This window comes from Gulosibacter sp. (genome assembly GCF_052090685.1).
Taxonomy (GTDB): domain Bacteria; phylum Actinomycetota; class Actinomycetes; order Actinomycetales; family Microbacteriaceae; genus Gulosibacter.
In genome coordinates this window covers 4523-24747 of the sequence record NZ_JBQDBE010000004.1, presented here as the reverse complement: position 1 = coordinate 24747, position 20225 = coordinate 4523, and the positions used below count along the sequence as shown (strand labels likewise).

General features: G+C 62.0%; 13 protein-coding genes. 1 reads left to right on the top strand and 12 read right to left on the bottom strand.

All coding sequences use genetic code 11. From position 1 onward, the window contains the following. Window positions 1-78 precede the first annotated feature (78 nt). From ACTHXA_RS03460 to ACTHXA_RS03450, 3 genes are read right to left on the bottom strand one after another with little or no spacing between them, the layout of a single operon-like run. Window positions 79-1392 (bottom strand): hypothetical protein, encoded by a 1314-nt coding sequence (locus tag ACTHXA_RS03460; RefSeq protein ID WP_441669377.1) that lies wholly within the window; start codon window positions 1390-1392, stop codon window positions 79-81. A gap of 27 nt (window positions 1393-1419) precedes the next feature. Continuing rightward, a complete protein-coding gene (locus ACTHXA_RS03455; protein WP_441669627.1) occupies window positions 1420-2682 on the bottom strand; it encodes a nucleotide sugar dehydrogenase in 1263 nt (420 codons plus the stop codon). A 29-nt stretch (window positions 2683-2711) separates the two neighbouring features. Beyond that, window positions 2712-4022 (bottom strand): hypothetical protein, encoded by a 1311-nt coding sequence (locus ACTHXA_RS03450; RefSeq protein ID WP_441669375.1) that lies wholly within the window; start codon window positions 4020-4022, stop codon window positions 2712-2714. Window positions 4023-4646: 624 nt separating this feature from the next. On the opposite strand from ACTHXA_RS03450, the gene ACTHXA_RS03445 reads away from it, so the two are divergent. After that, window positions 4647-5666: a hypothetical protein gene (locus tag ACTHXA_RS03445; RefSeq protein WP_441669373.1), complete on the top strand. Its 1020-nt coding sequence runs from the start codon at window positions 4647-4649 to the stop codon at window positions 5664-5666. A 473-nt stretch (window positions 5667-6139) separates the two neighbouring features. On the opposite strand, the gene ACTHXA_RS03440 is transcribed toward ACTHXA_RS03445, so the two are convergent. From ACTHXA_RS03440 to ACTHXA_RS03400, 9 genes are all read right to left on the bottom strand, one after another. Then, the gene (locus tag ACTHXA_RS03440; RefSeq protein WP_441669371.1) at window positions 6140-8707 is read right to left on the bottom strand and encodes an ATP-dependent Clp protease ATP-binding subunit; all 2568 of its coding nucleotides are present in this window, start codon (window positions 8705-8707) and stop codon (window positions 6140-6142) included. Between the two features lie 167 nt (window positions 8708-8874). Then, the gene (locus tag ACTHXA_RS03435; protein WP_441669369.1) at window positions 8875-10074 is read right to left on the bottom strand and encodes a hypothetical protein; all 1200 of its coding nucleotides are present in this window, start codon (window positions 10072-10074) and stop codon (window positions 8875-8877) included. A gap of 299 nt (window positions 10075-10373) precedes the next feature. Beyond that, on the bottom strand, window positions 10374-11108 hold the full coding sequence (locus ACTHXA_RS03430; protein ID WP_441669367.1) for a FadR/GntR family transcriptional regulator: 735 nt from the start codon (window positions 11106-11108) through the stop codon (window positions 10374-10376). Window positions 11109-11207: 99 nt separating this feature from the next. Further along, a complete protein-coding gene (locus tag ACTHXA_RS03425; protein ID WP_441669625.1) occupies window positions 11208-11969 on the bottom strand; it encodes an ABC transporter ATP-binding protein in 762 nt (253 codons plus the stop codon). 35 nt (window positions 11970-12004) lie between these two features. Then, window positions 12005-13099, bottom strand: coding sequence for a FecCD family ABC transporter permease (locus tag ACTHXA_RS03420; RefSeq protein ID WP_441669365.1), 1095 nt, complete (start codon window positions 13097-13099; stop codon window positions 12005-12007). Continuing rightward, window positions 13096-14160 (bottom strand): FecCD family ABC transporter permease, encoded by a 1065-nt coding sequence (locus ACTHXA_RS03415; RefSeq protein WP_441669363.1) that lies wholly within the window; start codon window positions 14158-14160, stop codon window positions 13096-13098. The genes ACTHXA_RS03420 and ACTHXA_RS03415 overlap by 4 nt, the downstream gene beginning before the upstream one ends. Beyond that, a complete protein-coding gene (locus tag ACTHXA_RS03410) occupies window positions 14157-15146 on the bottom strand; it encodes a hypothetical protein (protein ID WP_441669361.1) in 990 nt (329 codons plus the stop codon). Before ACTHXA_RS03410 ends, ACTHXA_RS03415 begins: the two co-directional genes overlap by 4 nt. Next, window positions 15143-19357 carry a hypothetical protein gene (locus ACTHXA_RS03405; RefSeq protein WP_441669360.1) on the bottom strand — a complete coding sequence of 1405 codons (4215 nt, stop codon included), beginning with the start codon at window positions 19355-19357 and terminating at the stop codon, window positions 15143-15145. The genes ACTHXA_RS03410 and ACTHXA_RS03405 overlap by 4 nt, the downstream gene beginning before the upstream one ends. Window positions 19358-19515: 158 nt before the next feature. Beyond that, window positions 19516-20225: LPXTG cell wall anchor domain-containing protein (locus ACTHXA_RS03400; protein ID WP_441669358.1), on the bottom strand; the 710-nt coding region annotated here is incomplete at its 5' end.

Sequence of the window (20225 nt, the reverse complement as noted above, 5' to 3'; positions counted from 1 at the left end):
GGCTACCGCGCCGAGTGCGTGCATGTGAACGGATGCCGTGTCGAGCCGTTTTGCATTGGTCACCGCACAACCCGTGCGTCACTCCGCCGACCGCCCGACGGTGCCTGGCGCAATCACCACCAAGTGTTTGCCGGATCTGCCGAGTTGTTGCGTGGGTGTCTCGACGAAGACGGCTGCGTCGCGGGTGAGCCCGGGGCGAATCCGATCCAAGATTGTCCAGAAGTGGCGCTCAACATCGGCGAGCACCCCGCCTTCAGAAAGCTGAACATACACCGCGATTCGCTCCGGGCTCTCTTGCGAGAACTGCACTGCCGTCACCTCGTCGAACTCGATCACTAATTCCACGAGATCCATCGCGAGCATGGTCAGGCGATTCTCGCCCGCGCCGAGCGTCAAGGCATCCCCGACGCGACCGCCTACTTTCTCGATCGAATGCACGCTGCCTTGCGCAGACACTGAAGCCGGGACGATCGTGTCCGCCAAGGCGAAGTTAATCAGTGGGAAGATCCGTTCATCGAGGGTGGACACGAGAATCGTGTTCCCTTCGTCCACCCGAATCAGTTGACTGTGCCAAAGCACTTCAAGGTTCCGCGTCGTTCCGCGTGACACTGCGAGCACACCAGTTTCGGTGGCCCCGTATTCAATAATCACGGGGCACTGGAAGACGTTGCGGAGCAATTCCTCTTGCGCAGAGGTCATCACCTCGGCAGTGCCGATCACGCCCTTGAGTTTGAGCCGACCAAATTCTTCGCGCAATCCCACGTCGAGCGCGCCCGCAAGCCGGGAAAGCGCCGACACATAGCCAACGAGGTGGCTCGGTCGATACTTAAGCAACCGACGTGCTTGCTCTCGCAACGCATCCTCATCGAATACGCCGCCGTCGAGGCGAAGCATCCGCCCGATGGAATCCTTGATGCGGCGCTCCGCAAGGCTTACATACCGATGCCAGCCCTCACCGTGCAGGTGATAATGCGTCCACAGCAGTCCAGTCTTGTCGCGCGGCCCGATCCCCCACCAGGATCGACCGACGTAATTGTTCGCGAACCGATCACGATCCTCGCTACCCTGCGCAGGAAAGCGCCCCGGCTCCCCCGTTGATCCGCCCGTGATGTACGAAGAGGACAGTGGCACCCGGCCAAAGACGAGCGACTGGTTGTCGCGTATCTCCTGTTTCGTGAGCACCGGCCATGCCTTGAGCTCCGTGAGTGCGCCGATGGATTCCGGCAGATCGTGTGTTTCTTGCCACTGCCGGTAGAACGGCGAATCCGTCAGGGCTTTGCGCCACGCGGTATTGAAGCGCTCGAGTTGCCACGCGTCTATCTCTTCCGCAGACGGCTGATTCTCGTATATCCGCCGCTTGTCGGCGAGTGCCGTGAATCTGTTCGTACCCATCCCCACAAGCCTCCTTACCGTGACGCGCTACAGCCGATGGGCTGGATCGGGCGCTCCACCGCGGGTGTCCAATACCGGCGTGCCCGCGCCCACCACGGCATCGAGGTCATAGGATGCGTGATTTTGCAGAATCACCACGAGGTCCGCGGATGCGAGGGCCGCTTCAAGGTCGGGCTCGACATTGAGCGCGCAGGTTCCGAGCCGCCACCGCTTCACGTACGGATCGTGAAACTTCAGCTTTGCACCGAGCGCAACGAGGTCATTCGCGAGCGGCACGGCCGGGGATTCCCGCTGATCGGCAATGTCCGCTTTGTAGGTCACCCCGAGTAGTAGCACGTTCGCCCCATTCACCGCTTTTGCTTGCTCATTCAGCAGCCGCACGATGCGCGTCACCACGTACTTCGGCATGGAGTTATTGATCTCTTGCGCGAGCTCAACAAAACGAAACGGGTAGCCGAGCCTCCGCCGCACTTCGTACGAAAGGTAGTTCGGGTCAATCGGGATACAGTGGCCGCCAACCCCTGGGCCGGGCGTAAACTTCATGAACCCAAAGGGTTTCGTCGCAGCACCCCGGATCACTTCCCAAATGTCGATATCGAGGTCATTGCAGAACTTCGCCATCTCATTCACCAGCGCGATGTTCACGTGCCGAAACGTGTTCTCCAGCAGCTTCGCAGTCTCAGCCTCACGGGAGCTTTTCACCGGCACGACGGTGTCGATGAAGGATGCGTAAAACCCCGCTGCACGATCAGTCGCTTCGGGCGTTACCCCACCAACGAGCTTGGGCGTGTTCGTGATGCCATAATCCGTGCGTCCCGGATCAACGCGCTCGGGACTGAACGCAAGATAGAAGTCACTGCCGCACGTCATCCCCGACTCGGTTTCCAACAGCGGTTGGCACAGCATGTCGGTCGTGCCCGGGTACGTTGTCGATTCCAAAATGACCAGTGCATCCTGACTCAGGTTGTTCGCAATCGTGCTCATCGCTGACTGCACCATCGACAGGTCTGGCGATCCTCCTTCTCCAAGCGGAGTCGGCACGCACACGACGATCACCGAAGACTCTCGCATGCAGGATGCGTCGCAGGTCGCTTCGAATCCCTGCTCGCGCATCCGACGCACGTCTTCATTGCTGAGGTCGTCGATGTGCGAGGTGCCCGAGTTGAGTTGCGCGACGAGGCCCTGGCTCACATCGAATCCCCACACCTTGCGTCCGGTGTTCACTGCGGCTTGCGCGAGCGGCAAGCCGACATAGCCCTGCCCAACGATTGTGATCGCGTCCCCGGTCATCATTGGCCTCTCTATCTCGCGATACCCTGCTACGCGTCCGTGGACGGACGAATCACGAGGTGTTTGCCTGATCGGCTCAGCATCTGCTCGGGCTCGTCGATGAACCGCACCGACGCACGTTCCAACTGCGGATACGCCCGACGAATGTTCTTCCAGAAGTGCTGTTCGATTGCGTCGAGGGTCGTGCCCGGTTCAATCCGGACATGAATCCCGACTCGTCCAGGGTTTTCTTGCGTGTATTGCACCGCGTGCATGTCTTCGTACAGCTCAAAGAGGTCGGTGATCTGGGCGGCCGGAGTTACAATCTCGCCGTCTCTCGATGCAAACCGCAACACGTCGAGGACTCTCCCGGCAACCGATTCAATCGCAATGATGCTACCGCCAGGGCTTATCGTTCGAGGCACGAGGACGTCGCCAAGCCCGTAGTTGATCAGCGGAAACACGCGATCGTACAGGGTCGTGAGTGCGATGCCACGCACATCGTCTTGTCTGACTAGTTGGCTTTCCCATAACGTCGCGACATTGCGCGTTTCGCCGCGAGACACCGCGATCACGCCAGCTTCGGCCGCGCCGTATTCCATGATTACGGGGCAACCGAACCGCTCGCGCAATAGGACTTCGTCGCGCTCATTAAGATTGTCGGATGTGACGATCGTGCCCTTGAGCTGCAGGTCGGAGAACTTCGCGATTAGCTCGTCGTCGAACACTCGAGCGAGGCGCACGAGCGCGGAGGTATAGCCGATGAGGTACTGAGGCCGGTATTTCAGGATGCGCTGGGCATGACTTCTCGAATCGGCGTCACTGATCAGGTACCCGTTGAGCCGCAGCGTATGAGTGATGGCATCGCGAATGTATCGGTCAGTGCGATTGATGATTCGTTGAATACCAGTTCCGAATAAATGCCGGTGCCCCCACATGAGCGCTGAGCGCTCAGTTGGAGTGATGCCCCACCAAGATCGGCCTACCCAGTTATTGGCGTAGCGCACGGTGTGTTCGCTCGGATGCGATGGAAATTTCGTCGGCTCCGAAGTCGTGCCGCCGGTCACATCGGCTTCGTTTCTATCCAAGTCGCCGAAAATGAGGGCTTCGTTCTCGCGCACATCCTGTTTGGTCAGGATGGGCCAGTTGTCGAGCTCGTTGAGGTCGGCAATGGTATCGGGTAAGTCGAACCGCGACTGCCAGCGCTGGTAAAATACGGAGTCACGGAGCGCCTTTGCCCATACCTTGTTGAACCCGCGAAGCTGCAACGCTTCAATCTCTTCGACGCCGCAGGTTTGGTCGTAGATCCGCTTCATCGAGTCCAGCGCCCGGTGTCGTTCCGATTGCGAGAATACCCTCATCGCGCATCCTCCCACCGCTGGCGTGTCTTGAGCTGAACCCTCAACGTATAAGTTTCAGTACTCAGAAATGTTCGGCAGCGCGCACACTGACGCAATGGCACAATCTCTGCGCCCTCGACAAGGCCCCCGCGCGGGTCCTCGACAAGGCCCTCGCGCGGGTCCTCGGCCTGGCCGTCGCCCGGGTCCTCGGCCTGGCCGTCACCCGGTTCGTCGCTTCGTACCTACGAGAATGAGGTTTACCGGTCTCCAGCGACAAGTAAACCTCATTCTCATAGGTAGCGTTCTGGACTTCTCGTGGGTACACCACGTTTTCATGGGTATGCCACGTTCTCGCAGGCAGCGTCCGAGGCGGCAGACAGGTAGCGTCCGGGGCGGCAGACAGGCAGCGTCCGGGGCGGCAGATCGCGGGTACGCCGCGTTTTCGTGGGTATACCGCGTTTCCATGGGTACGCCAGCCACGTTGTCATAGGTATCGCGCGCACTCATCCAGGCAGCACGACAGACACCCCGTGGCTGCTGAGCCCGACTAGCAGTCCCCACAACCAGGAGTGCCAAGTTATGCACAGACCCGCGTCTTGTGGATAGCCGCAGCATCCACCCGCACAGAATCGGTATGACGGTTACATGGCAGCAGTGGTTCGGCATACGAGTGAGCACTACGACGCATCCCCCTCGGCATGGAAGCTTCGGCGCGAAGCGGAAGAGGGCAAGGTGCTGCGGCTTCGGCCGGGCTCATACCTCATGACCCAGGACGAGGAGCATCGCAATATCCCCGCCACGCGCATCCACGTTGCGAAGATCGTGTCGACGGTCAGCGAGCTGAGCACCGGAGTCATCGCCCGACATAGCGCCGCACTGCTGCACGGGCTGCCGATCCCCTACGCGATGATTCCCGATCGAGTGATTGTGCATCATCCGAGCGGCGGTCACCGCAGCAAGTGGGTCCACAGCTACAAAATGCGTCATCCACCTAGCGAGGTCGTTGACTTGTACGGATGCAGGGTAACGAGCCTCGAGCGAACGGTGCGGGATCTTGTGCGGGTGCTCGACCTGCGCGACGGGTTGTCGGTGTTGGATGCAGCAATGCGGATGGGGCTTGGTCCGGATGCCATCGACACTTCCGCAAAGTCGGCGACGCGACTCAGGAACTTGCTGCCGATCGCGAGTGCTCGAAGTGAGAGCCCGCTCGAGTCACGCAGCCGATTTCTCATCCACGACCTCGGGCTGCCGATGCCGCTCGAGCAGGTGACTGTGCTCGACGAGTTCGGCAATTTCGTTGCGCGCGTCGACTTCTGGTGGCCTGAACTAGGGCTTATCGGTGAGGCGGATGGTGCGGTTAAGTACACGACGCTGCTTCGCCCTGGGCAGAAGGCTGAGGACGTAATCAAGGATGAACGCAGCCGCGAAAAGAGTCTGCAACGGCTCGGGACCCACGTCATTCGCTGGGGTTGGTCCGACACGAAGAACTCAGCGAAATTCGGCCGGATGCTTGAGAACGGGATGCATATTGCCTCGCAGATGCCGAAGCCCCGTGGCGAATACTTGTTGGCTAAGGTCGCGCCGCTCGAGCCGGTTGATCACTCCGTGCAGTTCGAGGCCGTTCGATTTCGGAAGTCCGGCGCTGCGGCGCCTTCGCGCGCTTGAGTCGCTGACGAGTCGGTGAGTTCCCGCCGAGTGGATGAGCTGCCGCCGAGAGGCTGGGTCGCTGCAGATTCGGCGGTTCACCGTTGGGCCACGACTCCACCCATTTTCGCTACCTACGAGAATGACGTTTACCTATTTCTAGGAATAAGTAAACCTCATTCTCGTGGGTACGAATTGTTGGGGTGCGTGGGTAAATTACGTTCTCGTGGGTACAGTCCACTTTCATAGGTACGCGAAGTGCTCGAGTGGGGTGCAACAGCGACGCAAACGCGACAGTGGCCGCGCTTTCCCCGAAGGAGAGGCGCGGCCACGGTTCAGGCAGCCAGCCGATTCAACAGACCTAGCCGATTCAGCGGGATCAGCTGATTTCCACGGGGCGAGCACAGCACAACGCCGTCTACACGCACGGAAAAGCGGTTGCGCCCCGCCCAAATGGGAGGGGCGCAACCGCTTACAGCAAGCCGACCCGAAACCTAGTTGTCGAGGTCCTGCGTGGTGGCGCTGCCCTCGGCGATGCCGGCGACGCCTGCATCCGAGGTCGTCTCAACAACGCCCTCGGCGTTCACGAAACCAGAACCCGCGCCAACTCGCTGGCGCTCCTTGCGCTGAATGTCGAACTCGAAGGCCTTGCCATCGAAGTCAACCTCAACGTGGTCGCCGCCGCGCAGCTCACCGCGCAGGATACGCTCCGACAGCTGGTCCTCGACCTCGTGCTGCATCGCGCGACGCAGCGGCCGTGCACCAAGTGCGGGGTCGTAGCCAATCTTGATGAGCTGTTCCTTGGCAGGCTGCGAGAGCTTCACCGTCATGTCCTGATCGAGCATGCGCTCGGCGAGACGCTTGGTGAACAGGTCCACAATGCGCAGCAGTTCCTTCGGCGAAAGCTGTGGGAACACGATCGTGTCGTCAACGCGGTTGAGGAACTCGGGCTTGAAGTGCTTCTTGAGCTCTTCGTTGACCTTTGCCTTCATCCGGTCGTACGTGGTCGCAGTGTCACCCTCAACCTGGAAGCCAACGGGGCCACCCGCGATGTCCTTGGTACCGAGGTTCGTGGTCATGATGATCACGGTGTTCTTGAAGTCGATCACGCGACCCTGGCCGTCGGTGAGACGACCCTCTTCAAGAATCTGCAGCAGCGAGTTGAAGATGTCCGGGTGGGCCTTCTCGATCTCGTCAAAGAGCACCACGGAGAACGGCTTGCGGCGCACCTTCTCGGTGAGCTGCCCGCCCTCTTCGAAGCCAACGAATCCTGGAGGGGCACCGAACAGCCGCGAGACGGTGTGCTTCTCACCGAACTCCGACATATCCAAAGTAATCAGCGCCGACTCGTCGTCGAAGAGGAACTCCGCAAGGGCCTTCGCAAGCTCGGTCTTACCTACACCGGTGGGACCGGCGAAGATGAACGAGCCGGATGGGCGGTTCGGGTCCTTGAGGCCAGCTCGCGTGCGGCGGATGGTCTTTGAGAGTGCCGAAACGGCCTCTTCCTGACCGATCACGCGCTCGTGCAAAGCGTCTTCCATGAACACGAGGCGAGCGGTCTCTTCCTCGGTGAGCTTGAACACCGGGATACCCGTTGCCTGCGCCAGCACCTCGGCGATGAGTCCCGCATCCACCGTGCCGGTTGCCTTGACGTCGCCGGCCTTCCACTGCTTCTCGAGGCGAAGGCGCTCACCGAGCAGCTTCTTCTCGTCGTCGCGGAGGGATGCGGCCTTTTCGAAGTCCTGGCTGTCGATCGCCTCTTCCTTGTCGCTACGGACCTTGGCGATCTTCTCGTCCAGTTCGCGCAGCTCGGGCGGTGAGGACAGCACCGACAGGCGCAGGCGAGCGCCCGCTTCGTCGATGAGGTCGATGGCCTTGTCGGGCAGGTGGCGGTCGGAGACGTAGCGGTCCGAGAGGTTCACGGCTGCGACAACCGCGTCGTCTGTGATCGTGACCTTGTGGAACGCCTCGTACTTGTCGCGCAGTCCCTTGAGGATGTTGATCGAGTGCGCAGCCGAGGGCTCGTCCACGATGATCGACTGGAAGCGGCGCTCGAGCGCAGCATCCTTCTCGAAGTGCTTCTTGTACTCGTCGAGCGTGGTGGCACCGATGGTCTGCATCTCACCGCGCGAAAGCATTGGCTTCAGGATGTTCGCAGCGTCAATCGCACCTTCTGCCGAGCCCGCACCAACGAGGGTGTGGATCTCGTCAATGAAGACGATGATGTCGCCGCGGGACTTGATTTCCTTGGTGACCTTCTTGAGTCGCTCTTCGAAGTCACCGCGGTAGCGCGAACCGGCGATCAGCGAGCCGAGATCGAGGCTGTAGAGCTGCTTGTCCTTGAGCGTCTCGGGAACCTCGCCGTTGACGATGGCCTGCGCGAGGCCCTCAACGACAGCGGTCTTACCGACGCCGGGCTCACCGATGAGCACGGGGTTGTTCTTCGTGCGGCGCGAAAGGATCTGCATCACGCGCTCGATTTCCTTTTCGCGGCCAATGACCGGGTCGAGCTTGTTATCGCGCGCGAGCTGCGTGAAGTTCTCACCGAACTGGTCGAGCACCGCGGAACCGGTCGAGCTCGAGGAACTCGACTGCTCCGCACCCGCAGCAACGGGCTCCTTGCCCTGGAAACCGGCGAGCAGCTGAATGACCTGCTGGCGCACCGAGTTGAGGTCGGCCCCGAGCTTCACGAGTACCTGGGCAGCAACGCCCTCGCCCTCGCGAATGAGACCGAGCAGGATGTGCTCGGTACCAATGTAGTTGTGGCCCAGCTGCAGCGCCTCGCGCAGCGAAAGCTCAAGCACCTTCTTGGCACGAGGAGTAAAGGGGATGTGGCCGTTGGGCTTCTGCTGGCCCTTGCCAATAATGTCCTGCACCTGATCGCGAACCGCCTCGAGGGAAATACCAAGAGACTCGAGCGCCTTCGCCGCAACGCCATCGCCCTCGTGGATGAGGCCAAGCAGCAGGTGCTCGGTGCCAATGTAGTTGTGGTTAAGGAGCTTCGCCTCTTCCTGGGCGAGCACGATCACGCGTCGGGCGCGGTCGGTAAAGCGTTCAAACATGCGGATCTCTCCTTCGTGCTGGTTCCGGCGCCAGTTACTACACCGGTGGCCAGGTTGAATTCGAGCGTACTTGCCCGGCCCCTCAAATTTCGCCCCTGTTCGCCCTCGGCGTGAGTGGTTTCGGTAACGGATGCGCAATGGAATTGAGTGCGCAGCCCGACCAATATTTATGGCCTGGAATCCGGCGCCGAATACTCCTGCTCCGGATGCTCGTCGTCGCCATCTTCCTCGGTCGTGCTCTCTGGGTCAGGGGTGACCGGCTCGCATTCCGGATCCACCTCATACCGTTCTGCCGAAACGTTGTGCGCCCACGTGTCGGTGAGGTATTCGGCCAGCATTGGCCACTGGTTGCCCGCAGAGAACTCGCAGCCGTGCACCGCGAACCGCAACTGGAAATTGCCACCGTCGGTCAACGGGTTTGCGAGGACTTCAACGCCGTAATCGAGCGCACCGGCACCTTCGAGTAGTGCGACCAGGTCAATGAGGTGCCACCAGGCTTCCGTTTCTTGGAAGGTAGTCTCGGCTTCGCTGCTGGCGACACCGTCCATGATGTCGTCAAAGACGGCGATGCGGATGCGCAGCGGAGTGTCGTCGCCGTGGTCGCGGACTACTTCAACGTTCGCGAGTCCCGCTACTTCGTTGAAGTGGTTGCCGGTGGTGATGGCATAGCCGAGTTCTGCGGTACTCGGAAAGCCCGGATCAGCGTATTCGCCCTTGGTATTCGGGGCGAGGTTGAGGAAGTCCCATTGGCCTTCCGGCGCTCCGGGATCATCGATCGTCGCGAGATCGTCAACCATCGTTTGCAGCTCGGTTTGATCGATTTGCTCGGGCAAGTCGACGAGCACGTATCGCGGCGGCTGCTCAGCTTCTTCTTGAGCGCTAAGCAGATCGGCGGGCTGACCGTGCGATCCCAGCGCAGGCACGCTCGCCGTGGCGGTGAAGGTCCGCACCCGCACAGAGTTCACTCCCGCGCGGTGGAGGTCCACCCAGTAGTTGAGCTGCTCCCCCACTTCCTCGGGCTCGAGTCCGCTGAAGTAGGAGTAGGTGGAGTCATCGAGTCGAATCTGCGGCTCGCTCGGGACGAATCCGTTATCGCCCGCCTCGTCGATAAATTCGGAGACGGTGGCCCCGATGCTGTTGAGCGGTTCCGGTTCAACGTCGCTGTTGAGCGTCACCCCGAGGCTCGCGGCCGAAGTTTCCTCGTTGGCGTTGACTTCCGCGGCATCGACGCCCGGCAGTTCACGCAGCTTGGCGATGTACTCGGCAAAGGCATCAACTTGCTCTTCCGCCTGCGGGCCGGCGCTCGCGCATCCGGTCGTGCCAAGCAGTGCGATGAGGGAAATCGCGAATGCGACACCGACAGCCATGTGACGCAATTCGACCTCCCTCAAGTAGTTCCGAGCGCGCGGATCGCGCTCGCAATCACCCCAGGGTAGGAGCCGAATCACCGTAATTACTGATGTTTTCCCGAACGCTCACAGGGTCTTGGGATACTTCTTCGCGTACGGCTCACGCAGTCGCTCGCTCTCAGGATGCGCGTTCCGGGCGTGATTGCGCGGGCGGGCGAAGCGCGCGGGTCGGCGAAGCGCTCACGCCGTCACGCCGGTGCGCCGCGCACCCTTCAGGCACCCGCCCCTTTCGTGCGCAGCAGTGCAGAGCGCGGCATTCAGGCGCCCGCCCCATTTGTGCGCAGCAGTTCCGCGCGGGAATCGTCCGGTCCTTCCGAAGCGGCACTAATCAGGTCGCGGTCAACGTGCATTGCCATTACGTGGGCGGCGGACGCAACATCGTGATCGGTGATTGCTTGCAGCAGCGCCCCGTGGTCGCGTTGGCGTATCGCATCAGATACGCCGTGGGCAATCCGTCCTTCGTCAATCATGGTGTGGATGGCGCCCATCACGTTCGCGTAGAGGCTCGCCATGAGCTTGTTCCCGGACGCTTCGAAGACGTAGTGGTGGAAGGAACCGGGCATTTGGCCTCGTTCGAGGGTGGATACGGTTCCCGGCAAGGTATTCACATCCCGCTCGTGCGCGCGCTGGAGATTCTGCAGGTCTTCATCGGTGCGGTTTCGCGCCGCCAACTGGGCTGCTTCGACTTCCAGGCTGCTGCGAAGTCCGAGCAGGTCATCGAGGTCGAATCCCTCCATGAATTGACGCACCACATGGCTCACGGGTGTGCGCGAGCGCACGAATGTGCCGACCCCTTTAATAGGCTCGAGCATCCCCATCGCCGATAACGACCGAACCGCTTCCCGGACCGTCGATTTACCGACTTCGAGCAGCTCCATCAACTCGGGTTCACGCGGAATCTTCGTATTGACGGGCCACTGCCCCGAGGTGATCTGCTCCTGGAGGAAGCGTGCCGACTCCTCTACTTTCGAGCTAGTCGCCGAGAAGGTCATGGAATCCCTCCGCTTTCGCAATTGGCTGAGACATGATCTTGCCATTCTTCTCGGGGCAACTGCTGGTAGCGATTGCCCGCCCACACAGAGTCCGGCCGGTCACTGGTCCTCATCAATCGGAATCACCATCGGTCGCGCCGTCAATGGGTCGTCGATCACCACGCACTCGAGGCCGTAGACATCCCGAATGAGGGCGGCATTGACGATTTCGGTCGGTGCTCCCTCGGCCACGATCTCGCCATTGCGCATCACAATCAGGTTGGTGGCGTAGCGGAACGCGAGGTGCAGTTCGTGCAGCACGACCACGATTGTCCGACCGTCCTGCTGCAGTCGGCGCGCGAGGTTGAGCACTTCGACCTGGTGGGAAATGTCGAGGTAGGTCGTCGGTTCGTCGAGCAGCAGCAGCGGTGTCTGCTGCGCGAGCGCCATGGCGATCCACACGCGCTGCCGCTGACCGCCGGAGAGTTCGTCCACCGTGCGGTCGGCCAGATCCGCGACGTTTGCCGCGAGCATCGCCTCGACCACCGCATCCTCATCGGCTTTGGACCACTGCCGCAGCAAGTTCTGGTGTGGGAATCGACCGCGCGCGACGAGGTCGGAGACGGTAATGCCATCGGGAGCTTGCGGTGCCTGCGGCAGCAAGCCGAGGGTTCGCGCGACTGCCTTTGGTTGGAACTCCTGAATGGGCGTACCGTCGAGCAGCACCGTGCCGTGCGAGGGGGCGAGCATGCGCGCGAGCGCCTTCAGCAGGGTCGACTTGCCGCAGGCGTTCGGTCCCACGATCACGGTGAATTCACCGTCGGGAATTGAAACATTGATGTCGTGCAGAATCTGGGTTTGCGCGTTGTAGCTCACGTTCATGCCGGTAGCGCGCAGCCGTGCGGTCGTGGATGGAGTCACAATCGTTTCCTTTCGACTGCAAGCAGCCAGATGAGGTAGAAGCCGCCGAGTAGGCCCGTGATGACCCCGACCGCGAGTTCATTCGGCGCGAAGATGCGCCGCGCAATGAGGTCGGAGACGAGCACCAGCACACCGCCCATGAGCGCGGCTCCGAAAATCGCGATGCCCGGTGTTCGGGTGAGTTTTTTCACGACGTGGGGTGCCGCGAGCGCGACGAAGGCGATCGGTCCCGTTGCTGCGGTCGCGATGGCCATGAGCGCAACCGCGGCGAAGATCATCACGAGTCTCGTGCGTTCGGGGCGAACGCCGACTCCGAGTGCAATATCGTCACCGAGCGCGAGTTGGGTGAGCGCCCGGTGCTGCCAAATGACGATCGGCAGGATCAGGCAGATCCCAATCCCGACGGCGCGCGCTTCGGGCCACAGGGTGCTGTTGAGCGAGCCCACGAGCCACTGGGACGCTTCTTGCGCGGCATCAAGTGGTGCTTTCACCACGAGGAGCGAGTTGACGGCGCTGAGTACCGCGCCGATGCCGATTCCCACCAGTACGAGTCGGAAGCCGGCCACGCCGCCGCGCCACGAGAATCCGTAGACGATTGCCGCGGTAATGAGGCCGCCGACGATCGCCGCGATCGAGACCGCGAGGGTGCCGCCATTGAACAGGACAATCTGCAGCAGCGCTCCGGTGGCCGCACCGGTGGTGAATCCGATGATGTCGGGGCTACCGAGCGGATTCCCCGACACGGTCTGGAAGATGGCGCCCGAAATCCCGAGTGCCGCGCCGACGAACAGGGCGTTGACGGCGCGCGGGAGGCGCACTTGGGTCACAAAGTACTGGGCGAGCGGGTCCTCGGCAGTGCCAGTGAAGGATGCGAGGATCTGGCCGAGGCTTACCGAATAGTCGCCGATGAGGATGCCCGCGATCGCGGCAGCGAAGGCGACAGCCGCGAGCACCAGGTAGACAATGGCGCCGCGGCGCTCGAAGCGAAAGCGGAATCCGGCGATATTCCACTGCGCGTGGCGGGCGCGCAGCGCTTTTCGTATTTGCGTGTCGGATGCGCCGGTATCAGTCACGGGGAGAGTTCGGGTCATAGCGCAGCAATCTTTCGACGACGGACGATCGCGACGAACACCGGTGCGCCGAGAAGCGCGGCGATGATGCCGACCTGGACTTCTTCGGGGCGGACGACCACGCGGGCAATCACATCGGCGGCGAGCAACCAGGCTGGGCCGAGTATTGCGCTGAACGCAATCACCCAGCGCTGATCCGATCCCACCATTAATCGCGCGGCAAAAGGCACCGCGAGCCCGACGAACGAGATCGGGCCGACCGCGGCCGTTGCCGCGCCGCACAAGAGGGTGATGGCAACCATTGTGCCGACCCGGGTCTGGCCGACGCGAACGCCAAGGGACTTGCCGGTTTCGGCGCCGAGTGCGAGCGCATTGAGTGAGGGCGCAAGCAGCAGCGCCAGCAAGATACCCACCACAATGAACGGCAGAATCGCGAACAGCACCGAGTAGAAGCGGCCTTCAAGCGAACCCGAAACCCAAAACCGAAACTCATTAAATGCGGTCTGGTTGCCAAGGATGATGGTGTTCGTAAAAGCCTGCAGCGCGGCGGAGATCGCGACACCCGCCAACGCCAGTCGCACGGGTGTCGCGCTATTGCGTCGCGAACTGCCGAGCGAGTACACGGCGATGGAGGCCAAGGCGGCACCCGCGAAGGCGAACCACAGGTAGAAACTAATCCCGCTCACGCCGGTCAACGCCACCACGAGCACCACGGCCACGGATGCACCGGCGTTGATTCCGAGCACGCCCGGGTCGGCAAGGGGGTTGCGCGTGAGCGACTGCATGAGCGCTCCCGCAACGCCGAGTGCGGCACCGACGATAATTCCCAAGATCGTGCGAGGCACCCGCTGCTGATGAATGATGTTGCTGTCGGCAGAACCATCCGGGAAGAAGTAATAGGTCCACGTCTGGACGATGCCCATCTCTTTCGAGCCGAGCGAGAGCGAAATAATTATCGCCAGCACCAGCGCGAGGAGCACACCGAGTACTGCCAACGCCTTCACCGAACCGGGCCGCGTGACAGTGACCTGTCCGCGTGCCTCGATTCGGGAGCGCGCCGCAGTATCTACCTCAGGGGTCATGCCTCGCCGTCGGCGCCGGCCGCTTTATTGGCCTTATTGCGACGGATGATCGCCCAGGTCATGAGCGCCACGGCAATCACAACGGCGCCGCCGAGCACCGAAATGCCAAGCACGGGAACAGCCGACTCATTACTGCTGGAAACCTCGGGAGCCGGGGTCGCATCCGTGGCTTCGGGAGCCTTCGACTCCGTCAGCTCATCCATATTGTCGCCAGCTTCGGGCTTCTCGGTGACATTGAGTTCCACGCTGCCGCCTTCAATGGCTTCGGCGTCACCGGTACCTCCGGATCCACCGGCTCCAGTGCCGCCGGAGTCCGATCCGCCAGCGCCGCCGGTGCCACCACCGCCACCGTCGCCAGAGTTGTTTCCGGAGCCCGATCCGCCGCCGTCGCCAGAGTTGTTTCCGGAGCCCGATCCGCCGCCGTCGCCAGAGCCACCAGACCCGCCGGAGCCGCCCGAACCACCGGATCCGGGACCGCCAGAACCAGAGCCGCCGCCCGCAACGATGACAAAGTCGTTACCACCGGAGCGCGTGTAGCCCTTGTAGCCGAGCTTCTCACCGGTCTCCGAATCGAAAACGTCACCGGTAGCGAGCATCCTCAACCAGTGGTTCCCTGTGCCAATGTCGGGGACGACGATCGAACCGGTCGCGTAGCCGTTCGCGTCGAGCCGCTGCGTGTGATAAACACAAGCACCGTGCGAGGTGTCGGTGCACATCAGGCCGTCGTCGATCTTGATGTACACCGTTTCATTGGCCGGGTAGCCCGAAACCTCGAAGTACAGGAGGTCGCCCGGGCTCACTTCCTTGGGCCACACCCGCGAGCTTGTTCCCGGGGTGTCGGGTGCCGGCCCGTCCGGTGGCAGGGCGGATGCGGAGTAGTCGCCAGCCAGGGTCAGGGTGCCGGCAACGAGTATCGCGGCCGCGATCTGAGTCAGCGCTCTGAATCGTTGTGCGAGGGGACCGCGCGTGCGCTTGGTCGTGTTCATATCAGCGTTTCCTTATTCGTACTCGTACGTTTCGGGGAGGTTGGGCTCAGGAATGAGAATCCCGTGAAGGAGCCCGCCAGGATGAGGATTGCGGCGCCGATGAGGATCAGCGTCCAGGTGATGTCGTTTTCGCTCGTGGGGCTGAAGCCGGCTTGTTCCGGTGCCGGGTCCAAGAACTCGTCGGGGACGACGTCAATATCGGGGCCGTTCGCGGGTACCCAGCCGACCATCTGGCCGTATGCATCCACGAATGCGAGTCGGTGCTTACCGTTCGGGAGCGTGCCGATTTCGATGGTGATGGTGTGGTCACCGCCCACCTGCACCCAATCGATGGGCAGGATTTCCCCGCTCTCGAGGTAGAGGAAGAGGAATACCCATTCGCCAGGTTGGATGGAAGGCAGGGTCACGGTGAGTGCACCGTCCTGTTCAACGGCGGTGACGTCGCCCCGGTTCAGGGGGCTGAGGTCCTCGTAGCCGGGAACCGGATGCGCCGGGGTTCCTTCGGGCTTGGGCATCGCGACCTGGGGCGCGGTGAGATTCATGGGCGGACGGACGCTCGGTCCGGTCGCGAATGGACTGTTGCTACCGCCGGATGCGCTGTTTGTGCCAGAGTTCCCGCTGCCCGAATTCGTGGTGGTATTGCCACCACTGCCGCTATTGCCGCCGCTGTTATTGGATGCGGTGGGCGGGGTGTCTGCCGCTACCGTCGCCCAGTTCCAACCGAGCAGTGCACCGGTTCGGTCTTGGACCGAAAGCTTATTCGTTCCGACAATCAGCGTGGCGCCATCGAGGGGCAAGGTAATTTGCCGGTTTCGGTTCACTTCGAACCATTCGACGCCCCACGGCAGGCGCGGTGATAGATCTTGGTACATGTATACGAAGACCCAATCGCCGGGCTTCGCATTCGGCACATCGACGGTCCAGTGGTTCGCCGACTGCGTGATCTTGACGCCGCCTTGGGTGGCGTTGGTCAGATTATTGGTCGCGTGGAGCGGCTCGGGTGCCGCGGTCGGCTTACCCGGCTTGACGTTATCCAGCGACTGGCCTTCGGTCACCACAGTGAATTCGTTCGTCTCCACCGTGCGCGAGGGGTCGGGGCGGGCGCCCTGGTAGTACTCATCGGCACTGACCGCTCGGGTAAGCAGCTGGAAGGTGTAGGAGCCTTCGCTGAACTTCGGGTTCGAATTCTCGCGATTGGGTAGTGGGATGTTCACATCGAAGGAGCCGTTGCTATCGGCCTCAATGATGTACCAGATCGTCTTATTCGTCTTGGCCAGCGTCGTGGGTGACTCCCCCGTGTTGCCAATGACCGACCCGGAGTTCTCATCAATATTTGCGTTCCACTGGTGGGCCGTTTCGCTATTGAGGTGCGAGTAGCTACCGGCATTGATCTTGATGGCGATCAGCGAACCGCCGCCAACGAGGTTGCACCAGTTTTCACCCGTCATCCGAATCGTGCCGCCGACGTTTGCCGCCGGGACGTTCATCCCGGGTGCGAGCTCGTAGGACGCTTCGCTCGGGTTCGCGGTGCACTGGGCGTCTTCACCGATCGGTGGCACATAGGCCTGCTGGTCGATCGTGAAGTTTAGGGAGGTCAGGAGCCGGTCCACGTCGCCGAGCTCGGTGCCGTCGTCGCTTGTGGACAGTTCAACGGCGAGGAAGTCACCACCCTTAATTCCCGCGGGGAGTGCGACCTCGGTGTTCAGCACCCCGTCTTCACTCGCCTGGACGATTTGCCAGACGCTGGGGTCACTCACATCGATCGGATTCGGGGACTCATAGTAGCTGCCATCCGCCTGCAACAGCCGGACCGTCACGGTCGAACCCCACTGCTTGTCTCTGGTGAGCCATCCGGTGCCGGTGAGTTCGAAGGGGTTGCCCGAACCAACCGAGGAGGGCACCCAGGCGACCGCGTCATCCCCGGCGGCCGTCGAATTCAGCGTGAAGTGGCTGTAGAGCGGCTCGGTGATCTCCACTTCGTCGTCAAGGCTCTCGACCACGGTGAAGAACACGGAGCCACCGCGCTGCAGGTCGGTTGGTGATGGCAGCAGTGAACCGGTAAGCATCCGGATGGAGTGGTTGGTGCCCGGCGCGAAGCGCTCGTCAATCTGTGCTTGCGTGAGATTCACGTTGTCGGGAGTCGGCCACTTGATGGTGGCGGTCCACGTGCCGTTGGAGTCTGCCTGCGTGATCGCGTGGGTGCGGTTGTCGCCGAGTGGAGCGCCGGTGGCCGGGTTGGTGAAGTTCTGTTTCGAGGTGATCGTGTTCGGGTCACCGGAATACTGCGCGTCGAGGAAGAAGTTGATCACCGATCCGGTTTGGCCGTCGGTTGCGAGGTAGCCGTTGAGGCCGTTAATGACGATGTCCTCGCCGTAGACGACTTTTTCGGGGCCCTCGAAGCAGAAGGGAACGCCCGTGTTTACCGATCCGGGTCCGTAGCTCGTGCCGCAGTAGGTGCGGATGTTGTTGCGCGGGGTAACCGTGAGCGTCGCCGCTTCCGTGGTCGCCTGTTCACCCGAGATCACGGAGGTGAACTCGGCTCGATAGAGCGCACCGCTCAGGGATTCGGTTACCGAAGCGATCGAGTAGCTCTTGTTCGTAGCCCCGCGCAGGTCGTTCCAGCTGACTCCGCCGTCGGTGGAACGCTGCCATTTCACCTGGGCGTCGGTTTCGCCGGCAGCAGCCTCGAAGGTCACCGTCTCGCCGGCTTCGATTTCCTGCGATTGTGGCTGCGTCAGGATCTGGAGCGGTACGGCGTCTTCGGTGACGGAAAGCTCGAGTTCCTTCGAGATCACCTCGGCCGCGGCATTCGTGATTTTCGCGCGGAAGAGTGCGCCGTTGTCTTGGAGGGATGGGTTCTCGATGGTGAAGCTATTCGAGAAGCCGAGATCGGTTTCGGTGGTGACACCGGCGCCGTCCAGCGTCGTCCACGTGGTGCCCCTATCGTCGCTGCGTTCCCACACGACCTCTGGCGTGGGCACGCCCGTGCCGTCGATGCTCAACTCGGTATCGGTACCAACGCGGACCGTGAGCGCATCCGGCAGGTCAGTCGTAATTCTCGGCGCGACGGCAACCACGTAAACCGTGACGATATTGGACACTGCGGCAGCGCCGACCTCGTTACCAGCGATCACGCGGTAGTAGGCGGCACCGACCTGGTCACCCGGGATCGTCAATGCAGAGGTAACTTCACCTGTGGTTGCGTCGTACTGCCCAGGCGACACGCGTTGGGTTACGGTTTCAGGATTCGCGAAGTCGGCGGTCGTGCTCCGCTGCCACGTGAATGTTGGTTTCGGGAAGGATTGCGTCTTGACCGTCAGTTTGCCGCTGTCGCCAAGGTTTATCCGCACGTCATCCGAGGCGAGGTTCTCCACGAAAACGGGGGCGCTCTCTTCGGGCTCCGGGTCGGTGGGATCCGTGGGGTCGGGGTCGGTGGGATCAGGGTCAGTAGGATCCGGGTCGGTCGGGTCCGGGTCGGTGGGGTCTGGATCAGTGGGATCAGGGTCAGTTGGGTCAGGATCGGTCGGGTCGGTGGGGTCTTCTTCCTCACCCACTATTTCGACTTCGAGTGCGGTAGTCCGGGACACATCCGGTCGCGTATTCGGGTCGACGCTCGCTTCATCCGAGTACATCGTTCCCGAAAGCAGCTGGATCGAGAAGGTATCGCCGACTTCCCAATTCGGGGCAGTGACGGCATTGGATGCGTCTGGCCAAGCAAGCGAGATATCCCAACTACCGTTGACGGCTTCCTCGTAGGACCCAGCGGCCCACACGGTGTCCCACACCGTCGTGTTCGTGACCGGTTCGCCGAGGCGAGGATTGGTCAGGGCAAAGGTGCGGTCGAGCATCCCCAACTGGGCATCGATGAGTTTGAAGCCGATGACCGAACCCTCTTCGCCCTCATCGACCATGTCTGGTTTCGCGAGCCATCCGGTGCCGGAGAGCTCGATGGATTCACCGAGTTCAATTTCATGCTCGAAGGTGACGGTTTCGCCATCCCAGTGGGTGTAGGTCGAGGTCCCGTCACCGTTGTCGGCAGTCGTTCCGGGCGTTCCAGCCGTGGCCGACAGACCCGGTGCCGCCTGCGCCGCCGGAGCGTTCACCATTCCTGGCGCGGCGAATAAGCCAAGCGCGAGCGCCGCAGCCAGCGGCACTGCCACAAGGCGGCGTCGACGTTGGGTGGCGCTGGTGGAGCGTCGTGGACGGAACATCGTACCTCAGTAAGAATTGGCGGCCGCATTGGACCGCGAGTTGGGTTCTTGTAGTTGTGGTTGTGGTGGTAGGGCTGCGAAGCGGCCCGTTTCGTACGGGAGTCACGATCTGTGGGGAGCGCGAACGCGTGCGCGCTCCCCACGGATCGTGTTGCTCATTAGTTCTCGCTGAGCTTTCGTCGGCGAGCAACGAGCACTACCGCGCCTGCCATGACGAGCAGCAGCGCTACCGCTACCGCTCCCATTTGCATGGTGACACCGGTCTGAGCGAGCGCGTCGTCGGACTCAGGTGACGTATTGGCACCGTTGTCGTCCTTCTTGCCGCTGTCTGTCGGGTCGCCCTTATCGGGGGTGTCAGTGCCCGGAGTATCCGTACCTGGGGTATCGGTGCCCGGGGTGTCGGTGCCCGGGGTGTCGGACTCGGTCGGCACCGGAGTACCCGGGGTATCGGTGTCGGTCGGGCCAGGGGTTGCCGGGTCGGTGTTCGCAGGGTCAACTTCGATGAGGATGTCATCCCAGCCGATCAGCGATCCGTCGAGCGCCTGCACCACGATGCGGTGTGAATCAGTCGCGGCGTCTTCCGGCAGAGTCACTGAGACATTGCCTTCTGCGTCCACCGTGACCTTGCCGAGGTAGTCCGGGTCGGAGTGCAGCCACACGTGCACTTCCTGGCCTGCGTAATCCTCGCCGACACTCACGGTGATTACGTCTCCGGGAGCTGCAGTCGCTGGTGCGACGACATCGCCCTGTGCCTCATCCGTCAATTCCTCATCCGCGACCGGCTCGAGGGTCGGTTCGGGGTCGGAAGTCTCGGTCGGCTCCGGCGTCTCGGTCGGCTCAGGGGTCTCAGTCGGCTCAGGCGTTTCCG

Coding starts and splice junctions, on each gene's coding strand:
- ACTHXA_RS03445 (WP_441669373.1), top strand. CDS start 4,647: ATGGCAGCAGTGGTTCGGCATACGAGTGAGCACTACGACGCATCCCCC.
- ACTHXA_RS03425 (WP_441669625.1), bottom strand. CDS start 11,969: ATGAACGTGAGCTACAACGCGCAAACCCAGATTCTGCACGACATCAAT.
- ACTHXA_RS03410 (WP_441669361.1), bottom strand. CDS start 15,146: ATGAACACGACCAAGCGCACGCGCGGTCCCCTCGCACAACGATTCAGA.
- ACTHXA_RS03430 (WP_441669367.1), bottom strand. CDS start 11,108: ATGACCTTCTCGGCGACTAGCTCGAAAGTAGAGGAGTCGGCACGCTTC.
- ACTHXA_RS03440 (WP_441669371.1), bottom strand. CDS start 8,707: ATGTTTGAACGCTTTACCGACCGCGCCCGACGCGTGATCGTGCTCGCC.
- ACTHXA_RS03460 (WP_441669377.1), bottom strand. CDS start 1,392: ATGGGTACGAACAGATTCACGGCACTCGCCGACAAGCGGCGGATATAC.
- ACTHXA_RS03420 (WP_441669365.1), bottom strand. CDS start 13,099: ATGACCCGAACTCTCCCCGTGACTGATACCGGCGCATCCGACACGCAA.
- ACTHXA_RS03405 (WP_441669360.1), bottom strand. CDS start 19,357: ATGTTCCGTCCACGACGCTCCACCAGCGCCACCCAACGTCGACGCCGC.
- ACTHXA_RS03455 (WP_441669627.1), bottom strand. CDS start 2,682: ATGACCGGGGACGCGATCACAATCGTTGGGCAGGGCTATGTCGGCTTG.
- ACTHXA_RS03435 (WP_441669369.1), bottom strand. CDS start 10,074: ATGGCTGTCGGTGTCGCATTCGCGATTTCCCTCATCGCACTGCTTGGC.
- ACTHXA_RS03450 (WP_441669375.1), bottom strand. CDS start 4,022: ATGAGGGTATTCTCGCAATCGGAACGACACCGGGCGCTGGACTCGATG.
- ACTHXA_RS03415 (WP_441669363.1), bottom strand. CDS start 14,160: ATGACCCCTGAGGTAGATACTGCGGCGCGCTCCCGAATCGAGGCACGC.